Origin of the sequence: Photorhabdus kleinii (assembly GCF_025384885.1) — a bacterium.
GTDB classification, from domain to species: domain Bacteria; phylum Pseudomonadota; class Gammaproteobacteria; order Enterobacterales; family Enterobacteriaceae; genus Photorhabdus; species Photorhabdus kayaii.
This window is the reverse complement of sequence record NZ_JAJAFY010000045.1, coordinates 20,603-39,329: the sequence shown is the minus strand read 5'-3', so window position 1 is coordinate 39,329 and position 18,727 is coordinate 20,603. Positions and strand designations below refer to the sequence as shown.

17 protein-coding genes and 1 riboswitch are annotated in these 18,727 nt (G+C 42.6%); of the genes, 9 read left to right on the top strand and 8 right to left on the bottom strand.

What is annotated here, in order from left to right; translation table 11 throughout:
* Window positions 1-236, top strand: a 236-nt coding sequence (locus LG003_RS17970) for a GNAT family N-acetyltransferase (RefSeq protein WP_262981309.1), incomplete at its 5' end; no start/stop codon positions are given.
* A 113-nt stretch (window positions 237-349) separates the two neighbouring features.
* Here LG003_RS17970 and dusC read toward each other — a convergent pair.
* The gene (gene dusC, locus LG003_RS17965) at window positions 350-1,282 is read right to left on the bottom strand and encodes a tRNA dihydrouridine(16) synthase DusC (RefSeq protein ID WP_262981308.1); all 933 of its coding nucleotides are present in this window, start codon (window positions 1,280-1,282) and stop codon (window positions 350-352) included.
* Between the two features lie 3 nt (window positions 1,283-1,285).
* Window positions 1,286-2,572 (bottom strand): ATP-dependent RNA helicase RhlE, encoded by a 1,287-nt coding sequence (rhlE, locus tag LG003_RS17960; RefSeq protein ID WP_262981307.1) that lies wholly within the window; start codon window positions 2,570-2,572, stop codon window positions 1,286-1,288.
* Window positions 2,573-2,874: 302 nt separating this feature from the next.
* On the opposite strand from rhlE, the gene cecR reads away from it, so the two are divergent.
* Genes cecR through LG003_RS17935 form a run of 5 tightly spaced genes read left to right on the top strand, consistent with a single transcriptional unit; the run spans window position 2,875 to window position 8,595 of the window.
* Window positions 2,875-3,561, top strand: coding sequence for a transcriptional regulator CecR (gene cecR, locus LG003_RS17955; RefSeq protein WP_112876145.1), 687 nt, complete (start codon window positions 2,875-2,877; stop codon window positions 3,559-3,561).
* 16 nt (window positions 3,562-3,577) lie between these two features.
* Entirely contained in the window at window positions 3,578-4,570 is a 993-nt protein-coding gene (hlyD, locus tag LG003_RS17950) for a secretion protein HlyD (RefSeq protein WP_262981306.1), read from the top strand.
* 9 nt (window positions 4,571-4,579) lie between these two features.
* Window positions 4,580-6,316 carry an ATP-binding cassette domain-containing protein gene (locus LG003_RS17945; protein WP_262981305.1) on the top strand — a complete coding sequence of 579 codons (1,737 nt, stop codon included), beginning with the start codon at window positions 4,580-4,582 and terminating at the stop codon, window positions 6,314-6,316.
* Entirely contained in the window at window positions 6,316-7,476 is a 1,161-nt protein-coding gene (locus LG003_RS17940) for an ABC transporter permease (RefSeq protein WP_112876148.1), read from the top strand. Before LG003_RS17945 ends, LG003_RS17940 begins: the two co-directional genes overlap by 1 nt.
* 12 nt (window positions 7,477-7,488) lie before the next feature.
* Window positions 7,489-8,595, top strand: a complete 1,107-nt coding sequence (locus LG003_RS17935; protein ID WP_112876149.1) for an ABC transporter permease — start codon at window positions 7,489-7,491, stop codon at window positions 8,593-8,595.
* Window positions 8,596-8,663: 68 nt separating this feature from the next.
* On the opposite strand, the gene LG003_RS17930 is transcribed toward LG003_RS17935, so the two are convergent.
* The 5 genes from LG003_RS17930 to moaA form a co-directional block, all read right to left on the bottom strand.
* The gene (locus LG003_RS17930; RefSeq protein WP_262981304.1) at window positions 8,664-9,374 is read right to left on the bottom strand and encodes a Bax inhibitor-1/YccA family protein; all 711 of its coding nucleotides are present in this window, start codon (window positions 9,372-9,374) and stop codon (window positions 8,664-8,666) included.
* A gap of 183 nt (window positions 9,375-9,557) precedes the next feature.
* The gene (gene moaE, locus LG003_RS17925) at window positions 9,558-10,010 is read right to left on the bottom strand and encodes a molybdopterin synthase catalytic subunit MoaE (RefSeq protein WP_262981303.1); all 453 of its coding nucleotides are present in this window, start codon (window positions 10,008-10,010) and stop codon (window positions 9,558-9,560) included.
* Window positions 10,011-10,013: 3 nt separating this feature from the next.
* Window positions 10,014-10,259, bottom strand: a complete 246-nt coding sequence (gene moaD / locus LG003_RS17920; protein WP_262981302.1) for a molybdopterin synthase sulfur carrier subunit — start codon at window positions 10,257-10,259, stop codon at window positions 10,014-10,016.
* Window positions 10,256-10,735 (bottom strand): cyclic pyranopterin monophosphate synthase MoaC, encoded by a 480-nt coding sequence (gene moaC / locus LG003_RS17915; RefSeq protein WP_262981301.1) that lies wholly within the window; start codon window positions 10,733-10,735, stop codon window positions 10,256-10,258. The genes moaD and moaC overlap by 4 nt, the downstream gene beginning before the upstream one ends.
* A gap of 39 nt (window positions 10,736-10,774) precedes the next feature.
* Complete coding sequence (gene moaA, locus LG003_RS17910; RefSeq protein WP_262981300.1) at window positions 10,775-11,755, bottom strand: GTP 3',8-cyclase MoaA; 981 nt, start codon at window positions 11,753-11,755, stop codon at window positions 10,775-10,777.
* Window positions 11,745-11,889: riboswitch (molybdenum cofactor riboswitch) on the bottom strand. It overlaps the preceding gene by 11 nt.
* 384 nt (window positions 11,890-12,273) lie before the next feature.
* On the opposite strand from moaA, the gene yvcK reads away from it, so the two are divergent.
* The gene (gene yvcK, locus LG003_RS17905) at window positions 12,274-13,182 is read left to right on the top strand and encodes a uridine diphosphate-N-acetylglucosamine-binding protein YvcK (RefSeq protein ID WP_112876155.1); all 909 of its coding nucleotides are present in this window, start codon (window positions 12,274-12,276) and stop codon (window positions 13,180-13,182) included.
* Here the strand turns inward: yvcK and uvrB are convergent.
* Window positions 13,179-15,188 carry an excinuclease ABC subunit UvrB gene (gene uvrB, locus LG003_RS17900; protein ID WP_262981299.1) on the bottom strand — a complete coding sequence of 670 codons (2,010 nt, stop codon included), beginning with the start codon at window positions 15,186-15,188 and terminating at the stop codon, window positions 13,179-13,181. The genes yvcK and uvrB overlap by 4 nt on opposite strands.
* A 1,637-nt stretch (window positions 15,189-16,825) precedes the next feature.
* Between uvrB and LG003_RS17895 the strand changes: the two genes are divergently transcribed.
* Together LG003_RS17895 and LG003_RS17890 are read left to right on the top strand one after the other, a co-directional pair.
* Window positions 16,826-17,440, top strand: a complete 615-nt coding sequence (locus tag LG003_RS17895; protein ID WP_112876157.1) for a helix-turn-helix domain-containing protein — start codon at window positions 16,826-16,828, stop codon at window positions 17,438-17,440.
* Window positions 17,441-18,334 carry a queuosine precursor transporter gene (locus LG003_RS17890; RefSeq protein WP_112876158.1) on the top strand — a complete coding sequence of 298 codons (894 nt, stop codon included), beginning with the start codon at window positions 17,441-17,443 and terminating at the stop codon, window positions 18,332-18,334.
* Window positions 18,335-18,727: the final 393 nt, after the last annotated feature.

Here is an 18,727-nt window from a genome sequence, read left to right as displayed (position 1 = left end):
GATTTATGACCGAAGCGGTCCAAGTAGTTACCGATTTTTGGTTTAATACCCTAAATCGCAACCTACTCAGAGCGCCTAAATCCAGCGACAATATTGCCTCAAAGAAAATATCAATTAAAAGTGGTATGCGATTAATAAGACTAGAAAATAGAGACTTTGTTAGCGGAAGAATGCCCTCGGAAATATGGGAAATAACTCGCGACGAGTGGAATAAAAATAATTCTCAAAAAGAGTAACGGTCTTACATGTTCATGGGCATGCTTTTGTCTAAGCACTGCCCAAGTTCATTCTTCATAACAAAGAAGAGCAAAATAAAATAATAGCCCCAATGAGAGGTTTTAAGTTGCTCTTAATCACCCGTCACAACATGTGCTATATCAGCAGACGTTTTTAACTTTCTTATCTCTTCAAACAGCGTTGTCGCCTCTTCATATTCTTTGCGTAAATAACCAAGCCACTGTTTAATCCGAGCAACATGATATTGCCCGGTATCACCCTGTTTTTCCAACCGGATATATTTTTGCAATAGTTGAACAACGTCCTGCCAACACATTTTTGGTTCGTTATATTTCACCACTCGGCTCAAATTAGGAACATGAAGCGCACCCCGCCCAATCATGACCGCATCACAACCTGTCACACTCAGGCAATCCTGCGCACTTTGCCAATCCCAAATCTCACCATTGGCGATAACCGGAATAGAAAGACGTTGACGAATTTCACCAATTGCTTGCCAGTTAATACGCTCCGCTTGGTAACCATCCTCTTTGGTTCGCCCATGAACCGTAATTCCCGTCGCGCCCGCCTGTTGTACCGCATCAGCAATTTCGAATTGCCGATCACCGCTATCCCAACCCAAACGAACCTTAACCGTCACAGGCAAATGAGCAGGTACCGCTTCACGTATCGCTTTCGCTCCCTGATAAATCAGTTCAGGATCTTTCAGCAGCGTTGCTCCGCCACCGCTACCATTGACTGTTTTTGACGGGCAACCGCAATTCAAATCAACACCGTAAGATCCTAATTCAATCGCTCGTACCGCATTCTCTGCCAGCCACTGCGGATATTGACCCAAGAGCTGAACCCTTACCAACGTGCCGGATGGTGTCCGGCTTTGGTTATGTAATTCAGGACAAAGCCTATAAAAAGATTTTACTGGCAATAAGCTATCAACAACTCGTAAGAATTCTGTAATGCACAGATCATACTCATTGATTTCACTCAGAAGTTCCCTGACCAAAGAATCCAGCACACCCTCCATCGGAGCCAGTAAAACCCGCATTCATTAACCTCTAGCGTTAGGCCATTTATGGGATACATCATGATTGCGGCTACGCTGACGTGAAGGTACCCCAGAACGACGATGGCTATTTTTCTGCCCATTATCGCCACGTGCCTGACGGCCATTCTGAATAGGTTCAGCCTTGATGGTTGGATCTGGCTCATAGCCGGGAACTGCCATACGGGGAATCTCCCGTTTTAACAAACGTTCAATATCTTTCAACAGTTTATGCTCATCAACACAGACCAGAGAAAGTGCCCGCCCTGTTGCATCTGCTCGACCAGTACGACCAATACGGTGGACATAATCTTCAGCGACATTAGGCAATTCAAAATTCACCACATAAGGCAGTTGATCAATGTCCAAACCACGGGCAGCAATATCTGTCGCTACCAGCACTCTGATCCGGCCATCTTTAAAATCAGCCAGTGCACGGGTTCTCGCCCCCTGACTTTTATTACCATGAATAGCAGAAGCCGTTACACCATCTTTATTTAACTGTTCCGCCAAACGGTTTGCGCCATGTTTGGTTCGGGTAAATACCAGCACTTGCTGCCAGTTACGGCTACCGATCAAGAAAGAGAGCAGCTCACCTTTACGTTTTTTATCGACAAAGTGAACAAACTGTTCAATCTGTTCAGAAGCAGAGTTACGACGTGCAACTTCAACACTAACAGGATCACGCAATAACTTATTGGCTAATTTTTTGATATCGTCAGAGAAAGTCGCAGAAAACAGTAAATTTTGCCGTTTCGGTGGTAATTTATTCAGCACCCGGCGAATATCATGAATAAACCCCATATCCAGCATCCGGTCAGCTTCATCCAATACCAGAATTTCTACCCGTGATAAATCAACCGCATTTTGATGTTCAAGATCCAGTAACCGCCCTGGCGTTGCGACTAAAATATCCACACCACCCCGCAATTTCATCATCTGAGGGTTAATACTGACACCGCCAAAAACAACCAGAGAGCGCAGTCTGAGGTATTTGCTGTAGTCGCGTACATTTTCACCCACTTGAGCAGCTAATTCACGAGTTGGAGTCAGGATTAATGCTCTGACTGGCCGGCGCCCTTTCATCTGAATAGGAGAATCATTTAACCGTTGCAGCATGGGTAAGGTAAAACCGGCAGTTTTACCCGTGCCTGTTTGAGCACTCGCTAATAAATCTTTACCTGCTAATACAACAGGAATTGCCTGTTGTTGGATTGGCGTCGGCGCTGAATAACCTTGTTCTTCAACGGCACGCAAAATATCAGCACTTAAGCCAAGTGATTTAAAATTCATAAATAAGAAAAGCTCCAAACTTCACCATTCCTGAACGCTATTCAGGGGCAGTTTTATGGGAAGAAAATCAGACGTGGTAAATACCACAAAGGAAAAAACACAAACTGCAATGCTCCATGTTTTAACTATTATACCAGATATACTTTCTGATGATGCAACTAAAACGACAGCTATTTACCCAGTAATTTTCATGATCCATAACATTTTTATGCAATTTACATTGATTTACTATAAGTATAGAGTTAACTAATGATTGATATTTTGTTTAAGTCTTTTGATTATTTGCAACAGGATTCATGTCCATGTCAGTCAACAACACCCAAACCACCAGAGGCGAACAAGCCAAACAACAGCTACTCGAAGCAGCCCTTGAAATTTTCGGTAAATCAGGACTGACCGGTGCAACGACTAGGGAAATTGCATTACATGCTCAACAAAACATTGCCGCCATAGCTTATTATTTTGGCTCTAAAGAGGGGCTTTATCAGGCAGTTGCCCAGCATATTACTGACACAATTAAGACTGAGTTCACTCATCTTTTTAAAAAAATTGATGATTTTTTTTCATCATCAGCACCGTACTCACCAGAAAATATATTGAGGATGATTCATGAAGGATTCCTTGGAATTAACCGCCTGATGATTGAAAAAGAGAGTATTAATATCAGCCGGATAATGGCCAGAGAACAACTTGCGCCAACGGATGCTTATACCCTAATCCATGAGCAAGCACTCGTGCCCCTTCACAGCAGATTAAATAAACTGATTGCCAGCTATATCGGCGCCGATGAACATCAGCTTTCTACCATGCTACACACTCATGCTTTAATGGGAGAAGTTCTCACTTTCCGCATGGCGAGGGAAACTTTATTACGTCAGACAGGCTGGAATAATATCGGACCCGAAGAATATAAATTGATTGATCAGATCCTTATCCAGCATATCGATTTATTACTGAATGGACTGAAAAAACATAATCCGAATAAATAAAATAACAGGGAATATCATGTACAACAAAAAACTCACTCTGGCAATATTGGTGACCGCGATTATTCTTAGTGCTATTTTAGGAAGTTACTATTATCAAGGTAAAAGTGATAAAACTCTGACCCTCTATGGCAATGTAGATATACGTACTGTTAATCTTAGTTTCCGGGTTGGTGGTAAACTCGCTAGTCTACAAGTTGATGAAGGCGATACCATTGCAGCCAATCAAGTCATCGGCCAACTGGATAATGGGCCATTTATTAACGCCCTCAATAAAGCGAAAGCCACTCGTGATAGCACTAAAGCACGTTTAGCCATGATGGAAGAGGGTTATCGCACAGAAGAAATTGCCCAAGTCCGTTCGGAAGTTGCACAACGCGAGGCTGCCTGGCATTTCGCTAATAGTTTCTTCAAACGCCAACAAGGTTTGTGGCAAAGTAAAGTTATTTCGGCCAACGAATTAGATGATGCTAAAACAAATCACAATCAAGCATTAGCAGCTTTACAAGCAGCTAAAGATAAACTGAACCAGTTCGAAACCGGTTATCGTAAAGAAGAAATTGCAGAAGCTAAAGGCCAGCTTGCTCAAGCCGAAGCGGCTGTTGCTCAGGCTGAATTGGACTTGCAAGATACTCAACTGACTTCCCCCTCATCCGGTACTATTCTGACCCGCACCATTGAACCAGGCACTATGTTGTCAGCCGGCAATACGGTGTTTACACTTTCTCTGACTGACCCAGTTTGGGTAAGAGCCTATATCGGTGAAAGCCATCTCGGACAGGCAACGCCCGGACGTGAAATTTTACTCTATACCGACAGCCGTAAAGATAAACCTTATCACGGCAAAATTGGCTTTGTTTCACCCACCGCCGAATTTACACCAAAGAATGTAGAGACCCCTGATCTACGTACTACTCTAGTCTATCGGTTGCGCATTATTGTCACCGACCCGGATGATGCCCTGCGTCAAGGTATGCCAGTTACTCTGCATTTTTCCGATTCAGATAAATAAGGAGCTGTCATGAGCAGCTCTGCATATACGATAAGGTTAGAAAAAGTCGAAAAAACTTTTCCCAGCCTGAATAATCCTGCGGTATCCAGCCTGACCGCAGAGATCTACGGTGGCTCAGTTACTGGGCTTGTAGGCCCGGATGGAGCAGGAAAAACTACACTGATACGCATGCTAGCGGGTTTACTGAAACCCGATAGCGGTTCTATTGAAATAATAGGGCTTGATCCGATAAAAGATGGCGTACAAGTGCGCTTTGAACTGGGCTATATGCCACAGAAATTTGGCCTGTATGAAGATTTAACCGTATTAGAAAACCTGAATCTGTATGCAGATCTGCGTGGCGTGCTGGGTGACGAGCGTAAAAAAACCTATGAACAACTACTTACGTTTACTGATCTGACCCGTTTTACCAAGCGACTGGCGGGCAAACTTTCAGGCGGCATGAAGCAAAAATTGGGGCTTGCCTGTACTCTGCTTGGCAAACCCAAAGTTCTGCTGCTGGACGAACCCGGCGTTGGAGTTGACCCGATAGCCCGCCGCGAACTCTGGCGGATGGTTCACGAACTGGCAGATGATGGGATGCTAATCCTCTGGAGTACTTCTTATCTGGATGAAGCTGAGCGGTGTCGTGATGTCCTGTTACTTAATCAAGGAAAACTGCTCTACAGCGGACAACCACAAAAACTGACCCAAAAGATGTCCGGGCGTTCTTTTCTGCTTGGTGCCAAACAAGATTCTCGTAGAAAAATGCTGCAACACGCTCTTACCTTGCCACAAGTAACAGACGGCGTGATTCAGGGGAAATATGTTCGTCTTATTCTCAAATCTGATGCCTCACCGCAAGAATTACTTAGCCAGCTTAAGCAACCTGATGCTGAAATCGTTAAAACCGCTCCCCGCTTTGAAGATGCTTTTATCGATTTACTCGGTGGCGGTTCCACCCGCCATTCTGAACTAGCAAAGATCATGCCACGGATTGCTGCTAACCCGACAGAAACAGTCATTGAAGCGCAGGATTTAACCAAAAAATTTGGCGATTTTGCTGCCACTGACCATGTTGATTTTCAGGTAAAACGTGGAGAAATCTTTGGTCTGCTTGGCCCGAACGGTGCCGGTAAATCCACCACGTTTAAAATGATGTGCGGGCTCACGGTGCCGACTGGCGGTAAGGCGCTGGTATTGGGAATGGATCTGAAAACCAGCTCCGGGAAAGCCCGCCAACATTTGGGTTATATGGCGCAGAAATTTTCTCTGTATGGCAACCTGACAGTTGAACAGAACCTGAAATTCTTTTCCGGCATTTACGGCCTGCAAGGGCGCAAGCAAAAAGAAAAAATTGATGGCATGATCAACGCTTTCAATCTCAAATCTGTTTTACATCAAACCACCGACCAATTGCCTCTGGGATATAAACAGCGTCTTGCCCTTTCCTGCGCACTGATGCATGAGCCAGATATTTTGTTCCTGGACGAGCCAACTTCGGGAGTTGATCCACAGATACGACGGGAATTCTGGCTACATATTAATGGCATGGTAGATAAAGGCGTTACCGTTATGGTGACCACCCACTTTATGGATGAAGCAGAATATTGTGACCGAATAGGGTTGGTATTCCGAGGTAAATTGATTGCCGCCGGAACGCCTGATGATTTGAAACAATTGGTTGCTACTGATGAAAAACCTGACCCATCAATGGAACAGGCATTTATTGATCTGGTCGTTAATTATGATGAGGAGCTACAATAATGAGTAGCCCAAAGCAACATACTCCACAGCAAGCTGTCTGCTTCTCTTGGTGGCGATTGAAAGCACTTTGTGTAAAAGAAACAAAACAGATCTTACGTGATCCCACCAGCGGATTAATTTCTATTGCCATTCCATTGATTCTGCTGTTTATCTTTGGTTACGGTATTAATCTCGACGCCAGTACAGTCCGTGTTGGTATTCTGGTAGAACAACAAAGTGAAGATGCTCGTGAATTGATACAGGCTTTTGCCGGTTCTCCCTATATTGAACCCAAAATCAGCGATAATCGTCAGCAATTAATTAATATGATGCAATCAGGAGAAATACGTGGACTGGTTGTCATTCCTGTTAATTTCGATGCGCAACTTGCCCGTCCTGACGGTAAAGCCCAAATTCAAGTCATTACTGACGGCAGTGAACCCAATACAGCAAGTTTTGTACAAAGTTATGCTAAAGGAGTGTGGCAGATTTGGCTACAACAAAGAGGACAAGATCAGGGGAACGCTGTTAATCCGTTAATTGATATGCAGGTTCGTTATTGGTTCAATCCGGCAACAATTAGCCAGCATTTCATCATTCCCGGCGCAATAACCATTATCATCACCGTGGTTGGCGCCATTCTGACATCATTGGTGGTTGCCCGTGAATGGGAACGCGGTACGATGGAAGCTCTGCTTTCTACTCAAATTACCCGCACCGAATTACTGCTTTCTAAACTCTTGCCTTATCAAGTGCTTGGATCATTCTCCATGATGCTCTGTATGCTGATGACAGTATTTGTGCTGGATGTACCCTACAGAGGCTCATTATGGATATTGTCCGCAATCACTAGCCTCTACCTGGCTACGGCCCTTGGTATCGGGCTTTTGATTTCTACGGTGACACGCAACCAATTTAATGCCGCAATGATAGCGCTGAATGTCGCTTTTCTGCCTGCGATTATGCTTTCCGGCTTCATCTTTGAAATAAATAGCATGCCTGCCTTTATTCAGGTAGTGACCTATTTCATCCCGGCTCGTTATTTTGTCAGTAGTTTGCATACTCTCTTTCTGGCTGGAAATATCAGTACGGTACTGGTGATAAATCTATTATTACTGATCGCCTCCGCTATTGTGTTTATTGGCCTGACAGCATGGAAAACCCAGCGGCGTCTGGATTAAGAAGGAATTAGCATGTTTTATCGTCTTTACACCCTGATTATTAAAGAATTGCAATCTCTACTCAGAGATCCGCAAACACGGGCTATCTTAGTTATGCCGGTTATCTTCCAGATGATCTTATTTCCTTTATCAGCAACCCTTGATGTGACTAATGCAACTATTGCTATTTTTGATGAAGACAAAGGCAAAGCCTCTATTGAGCTCACCCAACGGCTGGCAAAATCAAAAGCATTTCCTGATGTGCTATTGCTGAACCATTCACAAGAAATACAACCGGTAATCGATCACCAAAAGGCCTTATTACTGGTACGTTTCCCACAAGATTTCAGTGCTAAAATTGCCAGTCATGACCCGGTTTCCCTCCAAGTATTGCTGGATGGACGCAATTCTAACAGCGCTCAAATTGCTGCGGGCTATATCCAAGAAATTGTCCTTAACTATCAACAGGAACTGATGGGTAACCTGCCGAAAGCCAATAATAGCGAGTTGGTGATCCGCAACTGGTATAACCCTAACTTGGATTATAAATGGTTCGTCGTGCCCTCTTTGGTGGCACTGATTACTACGGTTGGAATATTGACGGTCACAGCACTGTCAATTGCGCGCGAAAGGGAACAAGGAACACTGGATCAATTACTAGTTTCACCCATGACCACCTGGCAGATTTTCATTGGCAAAGCAGTTCCTGCGGTGATTGTCGCTACCTTTCAGGCAACTTTAGTGCTTGCTATTGGCATATTCTGCTATCAAATTCCCTTTTCTGGTTCACTAGCGCTGTTTTACTGCGCTATGCTGATCTACAGTTTATCGTTGGTGGGATTTGGCCTGCTAATCTCTTCCCTTTGCTACACTCAGCAACAGGCGTTTATTGGCGTATTTGTCTTTATCATGCCCGCTATCTTAATCTCCGGTTATATTTCTCCGGTTGAAAATATGTTCGGATGGTTACAAGACATCACCTGGATTAATCCTATCTGGCACTTTAACGACATCACTAAGCAAATTTATCTCAAAGATGCCGATTTCACGGTTATCTGGAGAAGTTTGTGGCCTCTTTTGGTAATTACTGCCACAACCGGTAATCTTGCCTATTGGTTATTTAGACGGAAAATTGCTTAATAAGAATGACCCTGCATTTTAGCTATACTTAACGATGCAGGGCTTTTCTCAGAAACCAATCAGTGAATTTAGCGACGATCGCCAAAAATACGTAGTAGCATCAAGAACATGTTGATGAAGTCCAGATACAGCGTTAATGCACCAACAATTGAGAATTTACGCAAATTCTCTTTGTCATTCACATCAAGATCTTCACCCATCTCTTTCAGCTTCTGAGTGTCGTAAGCGGTTAAGCCAGCAAAGATAACGACACCAATGTAGGTTACCGCCCACATCAACGCTGTACTCTTTAACCAGAGGTTAATCAGAGAAGCCAAAATGATGCCGATCAACCCCATAAACAAGAAGCTACCAAGGCCACTCAGGCTACGTTTGGTGGTATAGCCGTAAAAACTCAACGCACCAAACATCCCTGCGGTCACGACAAAAGTAGTGGCAATGGAACCACCAGTATATATTTTAAAAATACCGGAAAGCGTTAGCCCAGTCAGCGCTGAATAGAGCATAAACAACCCAGTAGCTAACGAAGCTCCCATGCGGTTAATCATGCCAGAGAGGACGAAAACCAATCCCAATTGAGCAATAACTAATCCATAGAAAATCACCGAGTTTGAGAAAATATATTCAACAACATTCTGATTTTGTGACACATACCAAGCCACAAACGCCGTTAACAACAGGCCACAAGTCATCCAACCATAAACTTGGGCCATATAAGTTTGCAAGCCGGTTCCAGCTTGCTGGATTATAGAACCATTTGAGCGTGGATAACGATCCATGGCGCTTACCTTCTATGACAGTGTTTAGAAATTCAGGCTGTTTAATATCAACAACCCACTCAAGTTTTATACATTATCACAGAATATAATCAAAACAATTAACCATTCAATAATTACTTGTATAGCAGTTCATCTATCTGATCAGTTTTCGAAGCGTTTCGCAGAATTTAGCCAACACTTTCATCACCAACGTTTCGCGGCTTCCTGATCACTCTCACGGGATTCAACCCAACGATCACCATCAGGCAAAAACTCTTTTTTCCATAAAGGCGCCTGCGTTTTTAAATAATCCATAATAAATTCAGCCGCTGCAAAAGCCATATGACGATGGGCACTTGTCACGCCAACAAACACAATTTCATCACCAGGGTAAAGCGTCCCAATCCGGTGGATAACACTGATACGCTGCAATGGCCAGCGATCCCGTGCTTCGGTGACAATATTTTGTAACGCTTTTTCCGTCATTCCGGGATAGTGTTCCAGTCTCAGGACACTCACTCGGTCACCCAGATTATGATTACGGACTTTGCCGGTGAAAGTGACGATAGCACCATCTTCATCACATTGAGCAAGCCATTGATATTCTTCCCCTACATTGAAATTTTCCGGCCCAACGAAAATGCGGGTGTTTTCCATTTATTATCCCCCAGTCACTGGCGGGAAAAAGGCCACTTCATCACCATCCTGTAATGGGTGCCCGCCATGAACAAGAGATTGGTTTACCGCTGACAACAATTTTCCATCTTCCAACGCCAAGGCCCAACGTTCTCCCTTTGATATTAACGCCGTCCTCAAACCGTCAACGGTTGTGTAACGATTATCGAGATCCAGTGAATCAGTACCTACCAGCTCACGTACCTGAGCAAAAAACAGTACCTTAATCATTTATCCACCTTAAAATGACCTAATTTACCACCTATCTTCTCCAACAAACGAACTGGCCCAATGACCATATCTTTCTGTACCGCTTTACACATATCGTAAATTGTCAAAGCCGCGACTGACGCCGCTGTCAGTGCCTCCATTTCAACACCGGTTTTCCCAGTCAGACGACAACAGGATTCAATTCTGACCCGGTTATATTTTGTCTGAACTTCCAACTGGACTTCTACTTTAGTTAGCAGTAATGGATGACACAGCGGAATTAATTCCCATGTACGCTTGGCTGCTTGGATACCCGCAATCCTCGCGGTAGCAAATACATCACCTTTGTGATGGCGACCTTCAATAATCATTGCCAGTGTTTCCGGCTTCATTCCAACAAACGCTTCTGCCCTTGCCTCGCGTGATGTTTCAGCTTTAGCAGAAACATCAACCATATACGCTTCACCGATAGAATTGATGTGGGTTAATTGAGACATTCTTAGCTCCTGAAAAAACAACAAGATCCAGACGGTAAATTAACCGCCGATGACGGAAAGATTTGGGGTGATACCACTGTCACCTTGATGAAGAAAATGGGTTTCCCGTTTATGCCGCAATCCATTCTGAATACGCAATTTCAGATCATCAAGTTGTTTTTCACTCGCCAATAAGTCACGCAGTGGTATCCCCTGTTCACCAAACAGGCATAAATGAAGATGACCTATTGAAGAAATACGTAACCGATTACAACTCCGACAAAAATCTTTCTCATAAGGCATAATTAGACCAATTTCTCCCTGATAATCAGGATGGCTAAAAACCTGTGCAGGGCCATCACTGCGTAAACGTTGAAGCAAATGCCAACCATCGAGCAACAGGCGTTCCCGGATAACTTCCCCCGAAATATGGTATTGACGAAACATTTCACCACCGTCACCGGTTTCCATCAACTCGATGAATCTTAATTGAATCGGACGATCTTTTATCCAGTGCAGGAAAGCCGGCAGGCTGATATCGTTAACATTTTTCATTAGCACTACGTTGACTTTCACTTTACTAAAACCCGCCGCAAATGCTGCATCAATACCACGCATCACCTGAAAAAATTTGTCCTGCCCGGTAATCGCATGAAATTGACGGGGATCAAGCGAATCCATACTGACATTCACTGCGGTTAAACCCGCCTCTTTCCACTTAGCAATATCTCGTTCCATTCGATAACCGTTAGTGGTTACTGCGAGGGTTTTAATCAACTTATTTTCACGTATGACGGAAATAATATCGGTGAAATCACGGCGCATGGTCGGTTCGCCCCCCGTCAAACGGATTTTCTCTGTACCCAGATCGGCAAACGCCCGGCCAACAAGACGAATTTCGGATAATGTCAAAAAGGAGTGATGTCCACGGGGTTTATAACCATCCGGCAAACAATAAGTACACCGAAAATTACATACATCGGTAATAGATAGCCGCAAATAGTAAAATTTACGAGCAAAAGCGTCTATGAGTTGTTCCACAATAACACCTTTCCAAATATGGGAGATGCGGGCATTTCTACCTTACATCCTGGTGACTCAGTGGTCACGGCCAAAGCATCATATCGCTGTGTAAAAAGGGACTTAGATGCAGAGGCTAGGAGTTAATTCCAACATCTATACCCGTCATCTTTCAAGCTGCCTCTTTGTTGGCTGCACTCACTCACCCCGGTCACATCGTTACCTATGCTCCCGGGGATACGCTCCCTTGCCGTCGCAATGCATCTTGAAATCCATTGGGTATATGATTTAATGTAAAACGACCTTCTCTGATATGGATTTTAGCGCTTAACAAAGAAAAATGCGAATACCCACTTTCGTTATATAATTGAATATACAATGAATTACCACATTGTTCAGAATAAATAACAGACAATTTCTATTTGTGATCAGTTAAAACATTGCACCCAATCATAACGTTTGTTCGGTTAATCGTGTTTTATAATAAATTACGCTAAAATTATTCAGCGAATATATGCTCAGTCAGTAATAGGAATTCTATGCGAAACCGCACATTAGCCGATTTAGATCGGGTAGTTGCCTTAGGCGGAGGTCATGGCCTTGGGCGCGTTATGTCCTCTCTTTCATCACTAGGCTCTCGCCTGACAGGCATTGTGACCACGACAGATAATGGCGGCTCAACCGGCAGGATCCGGCGTTCAGAAGGCGGTATTGCCTGGGGTGATACCCGCAATTGTTTAAATCAGCTTATTACCGAACCCAGTGTCGCGTCAGCAATGTTCGAATACCGTTTCAGTGGCAATGGCGAACTGGCAGGGCATAATCTGGGGAATCTGATGCTTAAAGCGTTAGATCATTTAAGTGTCAGACCCCTTGAGGCAATTAATTTAATCCGCAGTTTGTTGAAAGTTAATGCTCATCTTATTCCAATGTCTGAGCAGCCCGTTGACCTAATGGCGATAGATGATCAAGGCAACACCATTTATGGCGAAGTTAATGTTGATCAATTGAATTGTATTCCTCAGGAGTTGATGCTTTATCCGCCTGCGACCGCAACAAAAGAGGCATTGGATGCTATCACTCAAGCAGATCTGATTATTATCGGCCCTGGCAGCTTCTTCACCAGTCTGATGCCATTGCTTCTGCTTGAAGATTTAACCCAAGCACTGCGTCGTAGCAACGCCAATATGATTTATATCGGTAACCTAGGCAAAGAACTCAGTGCCGCGGCCGCCGAACTGACACTGAAAGATAAGCTGGAAATAATGGAAAACAAAATTGGCAGCCGGATAATTGATGCGGTAATCGTTGGCCCGTGCACAAATATCAGCGAGCTTAACGACCGGATTATTACTCAGCAAATACTCGAAGCACAGGATGTTCCCTATCGCCACGACCGTGAATTACTACATCAGGCGTTAGAGAATACCCTGCAAAACCTTGGTTAAGAATTGGCAATAAATTGCTCTCGCAATGCCTGAATCTGATCCCGAACACTCGCCGCCTGTTCGAATTCAAGATCCTGCGCATGCTGGTACATCTTCGCTTCCAGCTCGCGGATTTTGCTTTCCAGCTCTTTGGCAGACAGGTTGCTGAATGTTTCCGCTGTGGCAACCGCTTTACCTCTGCCCTTTCTTTTACCACCCGCTGGCTGCCCAATTTGCAGAATATCACTAATTTTCTTATTGAGACCTTTTGGAACAATACCGTGTTTTTCATTAAATATCTGCTGTTTAGCACGCCGGCGTTCCGTTTCACCAATAGCTTTTGCCATTGAATCAGTGATCTTATCGCCATAAAGGATCGCTTTACCATGCAGGTTACGGGCAGCACGCCCAATCGTCTGAATTAATGAACGTTCAGACCGCAGGAAACCTTCTTTATCCGCATCAAGAATGGCCACCAGAGAAACTTCTGGCATATCCAGCCCTTCCCTCAGCAAGTTAATTCCCACTAATACATCAAACTCACCTAAACGAAGATCCCGAATAATTTCCACACGTTCGACAGTATCGATATCCGAGTGCAAATAGCGAACCCGTTCACCGTGCTCTTCCAAATACTCGGTTAAATCCTCCGCCATTCGCTTAGTCAATGTGGTGACCAATACCCGTTCATTTTTCACCGCCCGAATACGGATTTCAGACAGTAAGTCATCAACCTGTGTCGCTACAGGACGCACCTCCACTTCCGGATCAAGCAAACCCGTAGGACGCACCACCTGTTCCACCACATCGCCACTGGATTTTTCCAATTCATATTTGCCTGGCGTAGCCGAAATATAAATGGTCTGTGGAGCCAGTGCTTCAAATTCTTCAAACCGAAGTGGACGATTATCCAGCGCAGAAGGCATACGGAAACCATATTCCACCAGCGTCTCTTTGCGGGAACGATCCCCTCGATACATCCCACCAATTTGCGGGATGGTAACGTGCGATTCATCCACTATCAGCAAACCATCAGCCGGGAGATAATCAAACAGTGTCGGCGGCGGCTCCCCTTCGGCACGGCCAGAGAGATAACGGGAATAGTTTTCAATGCCGGAGCAATAACCCAATTCATTCATCATTTCCAAATCAAATTGGGTACGCTGCGTAATACGCTGTTCTTCCAGCAGTTTACCATTTGCCAGCAATACCTTACGCCGCTGCTCAAGCTCAATTTTAATCGCTTCCATTGCCTGAATAATACGCTCACGCGGAGTAACATAGTGGGTTTTCGGATAAACGGTATACCGTGGAACATGATATTGAATCTGTCCCGTTAGCGGATCAAACAGTGATAACCGTTCTACTTCATCATCAAATAGTTCAACGCGCAGGGCATGCTCATCAGATTCAGCCGGAAAGATATCAATCACTTCACCACGAACCCTAAATGTCCCTCGCTGGAATGCCTGATCATTACGGGTATATTGCAATTCAGCTAAACGTCTCAGAATGGAGCGTTGATCAATCATCATACCGTTGGTCAGGTGGAGCATCATTTTCAGGTAACTATCAGGATCACCTAAACCATAAATAGCCGATACAGACGCAACGACAATCACATCTCGCCGCTCCAGCAAAGCTTTTGTGGCAGACAGGCGCATTTGTTCAATGTGTTCGTTCACGGAAGCATCTTTTTCGATAAAAGTATCGGAACTCGGTACATAAGCTTCCGGCTGGTAATAATCGTAATAGGAAACAAAGTACTCTACGGCATTTTCTGGGAAAAAGTCCTTCATTTCGCTGTAAAGTTGAGCCGCTAGTGTCTTGTTCGGAGCAAGTACCATCGTTGGTCGGTTTAAATTGGCTATCACATTAGCGACAGTAAATGTCTTACCCGACCCAGTTACCCCTAACAAAGTCTGGTGGGCAAGCCCGTCTTCTAAGCCTTCTTGTAATTGACGGATGGCCTCTGGTTGATCACCCCCCGGTTGGAAGTCAGAATGTAATTTGAACACCTTACTCATCGGTATCTCACTTTCCTAACATTAAGTTAGCCTATAATACTGGATATAAAACCAGCTTCAAGTTGATTTTATAAAAACGGACTCAAGTAGGTCACTTCCCTATCAATTAAACATCCGTTGATATCAAAATAAATACCATTTTATCCCCAAAATTATCTTGATTTTTCCATTTTTTATATGATTGGCTGAAAGGTGACAACATGGGACATCATCACAGGTCAGACAGGGCTTGATTTTAGTTATCTTATTGATATTTAATAAAATTAAAACAAAGACGAGAATAACATCAACCTTGACGAAAGCCGCGTATTTTCTTGCGTCGCGTAACTTTTCTAAGTCTAATACACAAGGTTATCCACAGGAATAGTGGATAACTCTACAAACCCTATTAACTGTACGAGGTTGCAACATCATGCCACAAAATAGGTATCCTCTACCGATAAAAATTTTTACTATTTTTTTAACCTTTATCTCAATTCTTCCTTTCAAAAAAATGAATAAATTTGCTGAAAAAGTAAGAATTTTCTCACGGAAATTAAACATCAATAAATTATATTCTTTCAATATTACCAGCATTAAAGGTAGATAATTGTCTATTTTTTCTGTAGACTGAGCGAAAAAAACTGCCTTTTTTGCATCAAACAACAGCAAATAATACGGGTTAGATTGGGATTTTTATTCAATAAGAGATAACCGGTGAACAGTTTCCTATATGAAATCTGTTAATCAAGAGGAGAGGCGTGTTTTACCTAAATTCTCTGTTTCCTACGCTTTCAGCAATAGCAGGTTCAATAGCATTTTTGACTATGCCGATATAAACAGTGCCGATAAACATTTACCAAAAAACAACAACTGACTCAATTGGCATGAGCAAAACCCAATTTTTAATTAGAATATTAAGATATGTCATTGATAAATTAACCAATTCACATCAGCATATCCTCTATTTTACAAAACGAGCTCCATCGTAACTGCTCAAAAAAAATGATAGATACACAAATATCAAATCGACACAGCCCTCGTAAAACGTCCAATATTCTGCTGGCTATTTTCGATCGAAAAACTTACTTTGTATCTATCATTCACAATTTCAATCGATTGCTGTTCCAAAGCATCTTTATACTGCCATTTCCTGGTGTTTTAACTGCGTTATCATTTTATTAATTTACTAATTTCAGTCCTAATGTTTATTTAATTTCCTCTATTTTCTTGAAATTCCCTAGTGCTAAAAAAATAACCCACTTTCAAACTCAAAGGATAAAGTAGCTCTTCCCCGAGAGATTTATAATAAGAATAATGTTTCGTTTGATGCTATCTAATGATCCAAAAACACATCAACACAACTTAACATTATTATAATAAAATCCATAAAGTCAACACAAAAATAAACATAAAGTTCAGTTTTGTGTAAACTTTATAATGAATTTCACTTAATTATATGATTTAACTTTCATTTTTAGAATATAAAGGTAAATCCATGAGCATTTTCTGATATAGGATGTGCTAATATAGATAACTAGAAAAATCAGATATTAAAAGTAAAATCAATAAATTATCACAATGAGTGGTTTTTTCACACTGGACAATATCATCAAGTAATATATAGTAATGCTGTTATCTTTACATAAAGGATTCTCATGAAAACGTCTAATGCACAGCGAAAAACAAATATCATTAAAAATATAGAATATTTGATACGTACCCGTGGAGAAACCAAGAGCTCTTTTTCCAACCGAACAGGATTAACCCGTACCACCATTTATAAAATTCTGGAAGGACAAGTCAATAACGTTCAACAATCTACGGTTCTTCGGATCTCCGATTTTTTCGGCGTTTCTTGTGAAGAAATAGAATATTATGACCTTGAGCAATTAGAACGCCTCAATGAAACACTCTCAACCGAAGGCAATAAAAATCCTTCGGCTATCCCTATCGTTCCACAATCTGAATTTCTAGCCGTTTCTGAGAAAAAAATAGGTCAGCTTGTTACCGAGTATCCGCTTACCTATTTCTTTGGTGATGAATCAAACATGTTGGCTCTTAAAGTCGAATCGGCAATAGAAGATACATTCATACCCGGTGAGGTGATCATTATAAAACGTCCCCCCGCATTAGTCACCAATACGCCATTATTGTATTACTCTAAGGAAATTGGGTTCTTTATCCGGCAAGAGAAAAATGATGACAGCCTCGATAGGAAACCCTACAAAAATGCTTATTTTTTAGGCTACATTGTAGGAGAAAGACTATAAATGACGGTAAATCAAAAGTTTAAGTTACTGGGATTTTCAAGGTATGGTAAATTATCGGCAAATGTCATGGTGCTAGCGACAGGTAAGACCATTACTATGGGGTTAAAAGAGCTCGCTGACAGTGATATTTCAGAAGATCTGAGCAGACATGAGCTCAGTACGATATACCGGAAACTATACAGCCACAGTAATATCGTAACAGCTTATGAACTTGGGGATCGTCATGAGCGTTCATGGCAAGCCTATTTACTCATTAGCATCGCACTCAGTGTTATCTATATTTTCTCTACCATATGTGGTGTGAAGCCCATTCATATCCCGATCCTTAATATTGTCACGCCTCCTGGGGTTTTTATTTACCCTATAACCTTCTTACTGGTCGATATTCTAAACGAATTCTATGGATTACGTCTGGCAAGAAGAACGATTATTATCTCTTTTACAGCGAACTTATTATTTGTTCTAGGGCTTTGGGGAACCGCACTGATGCCAGGTGTTCCTGGATGGGAGTTTGGTGCGACTTATAATGGAATAGTGAATAGTATCGTATCTGTATTACTGGCATCATCTCTTGCTTATTTTATCTCTGAGAATATAAACTCGTATCTCCTCTGCAAAATAAAATCTCTCACAAACTCAAAGTATCTTTTCCTGCGAGTAATAACCAGTACTGTTATCGCTTCAGCATTCGACAGTATCATATTCTGTTCAATCGCTTTCTATGGTGTTCTCGGCATAGACATCATAAAAGAAATGATTATCGCCCAGTTCCTCATTAAAGTGGCTTATTCTATCTTGGGTGTAGGCCCTATTTATCTGGTAAGGAAGATATTCAGAAATTATATAAATCGGCCAGCAGATGCGCCAGTGAATAAAAAACTCGCTGAAGTATAAATAGAGATAACGTTTTTTCAAAATAGAGTAAACTCGTTGAAAAATATCATTTTTATGCCGGAGTGTCATTCCGGCATATTATCCTAAAATAACCTATACCCTATGGATTTCAAGATGCATCGCGACGGCAAGGGAGTGAATCCCCGGGAACATAGCGAACTATGTGACCGGAGTGAGTGCAGCCAACAAAGCGACAACTTGAAAGATAACGGGTATATACCCTATGGATTTCAAGATGCATCGCGACGGCAAGGGAGCGAATCCCCGGGAGCATAGATAACTATGTGACCGGGGTGAGTGAGTGCAGCCAACAAAGAGGCAACTTGAAAGATGACGGGTATAGATATGAGTAGTGTAATCATTCATCATGACATTGAAATAACATTCCACCAG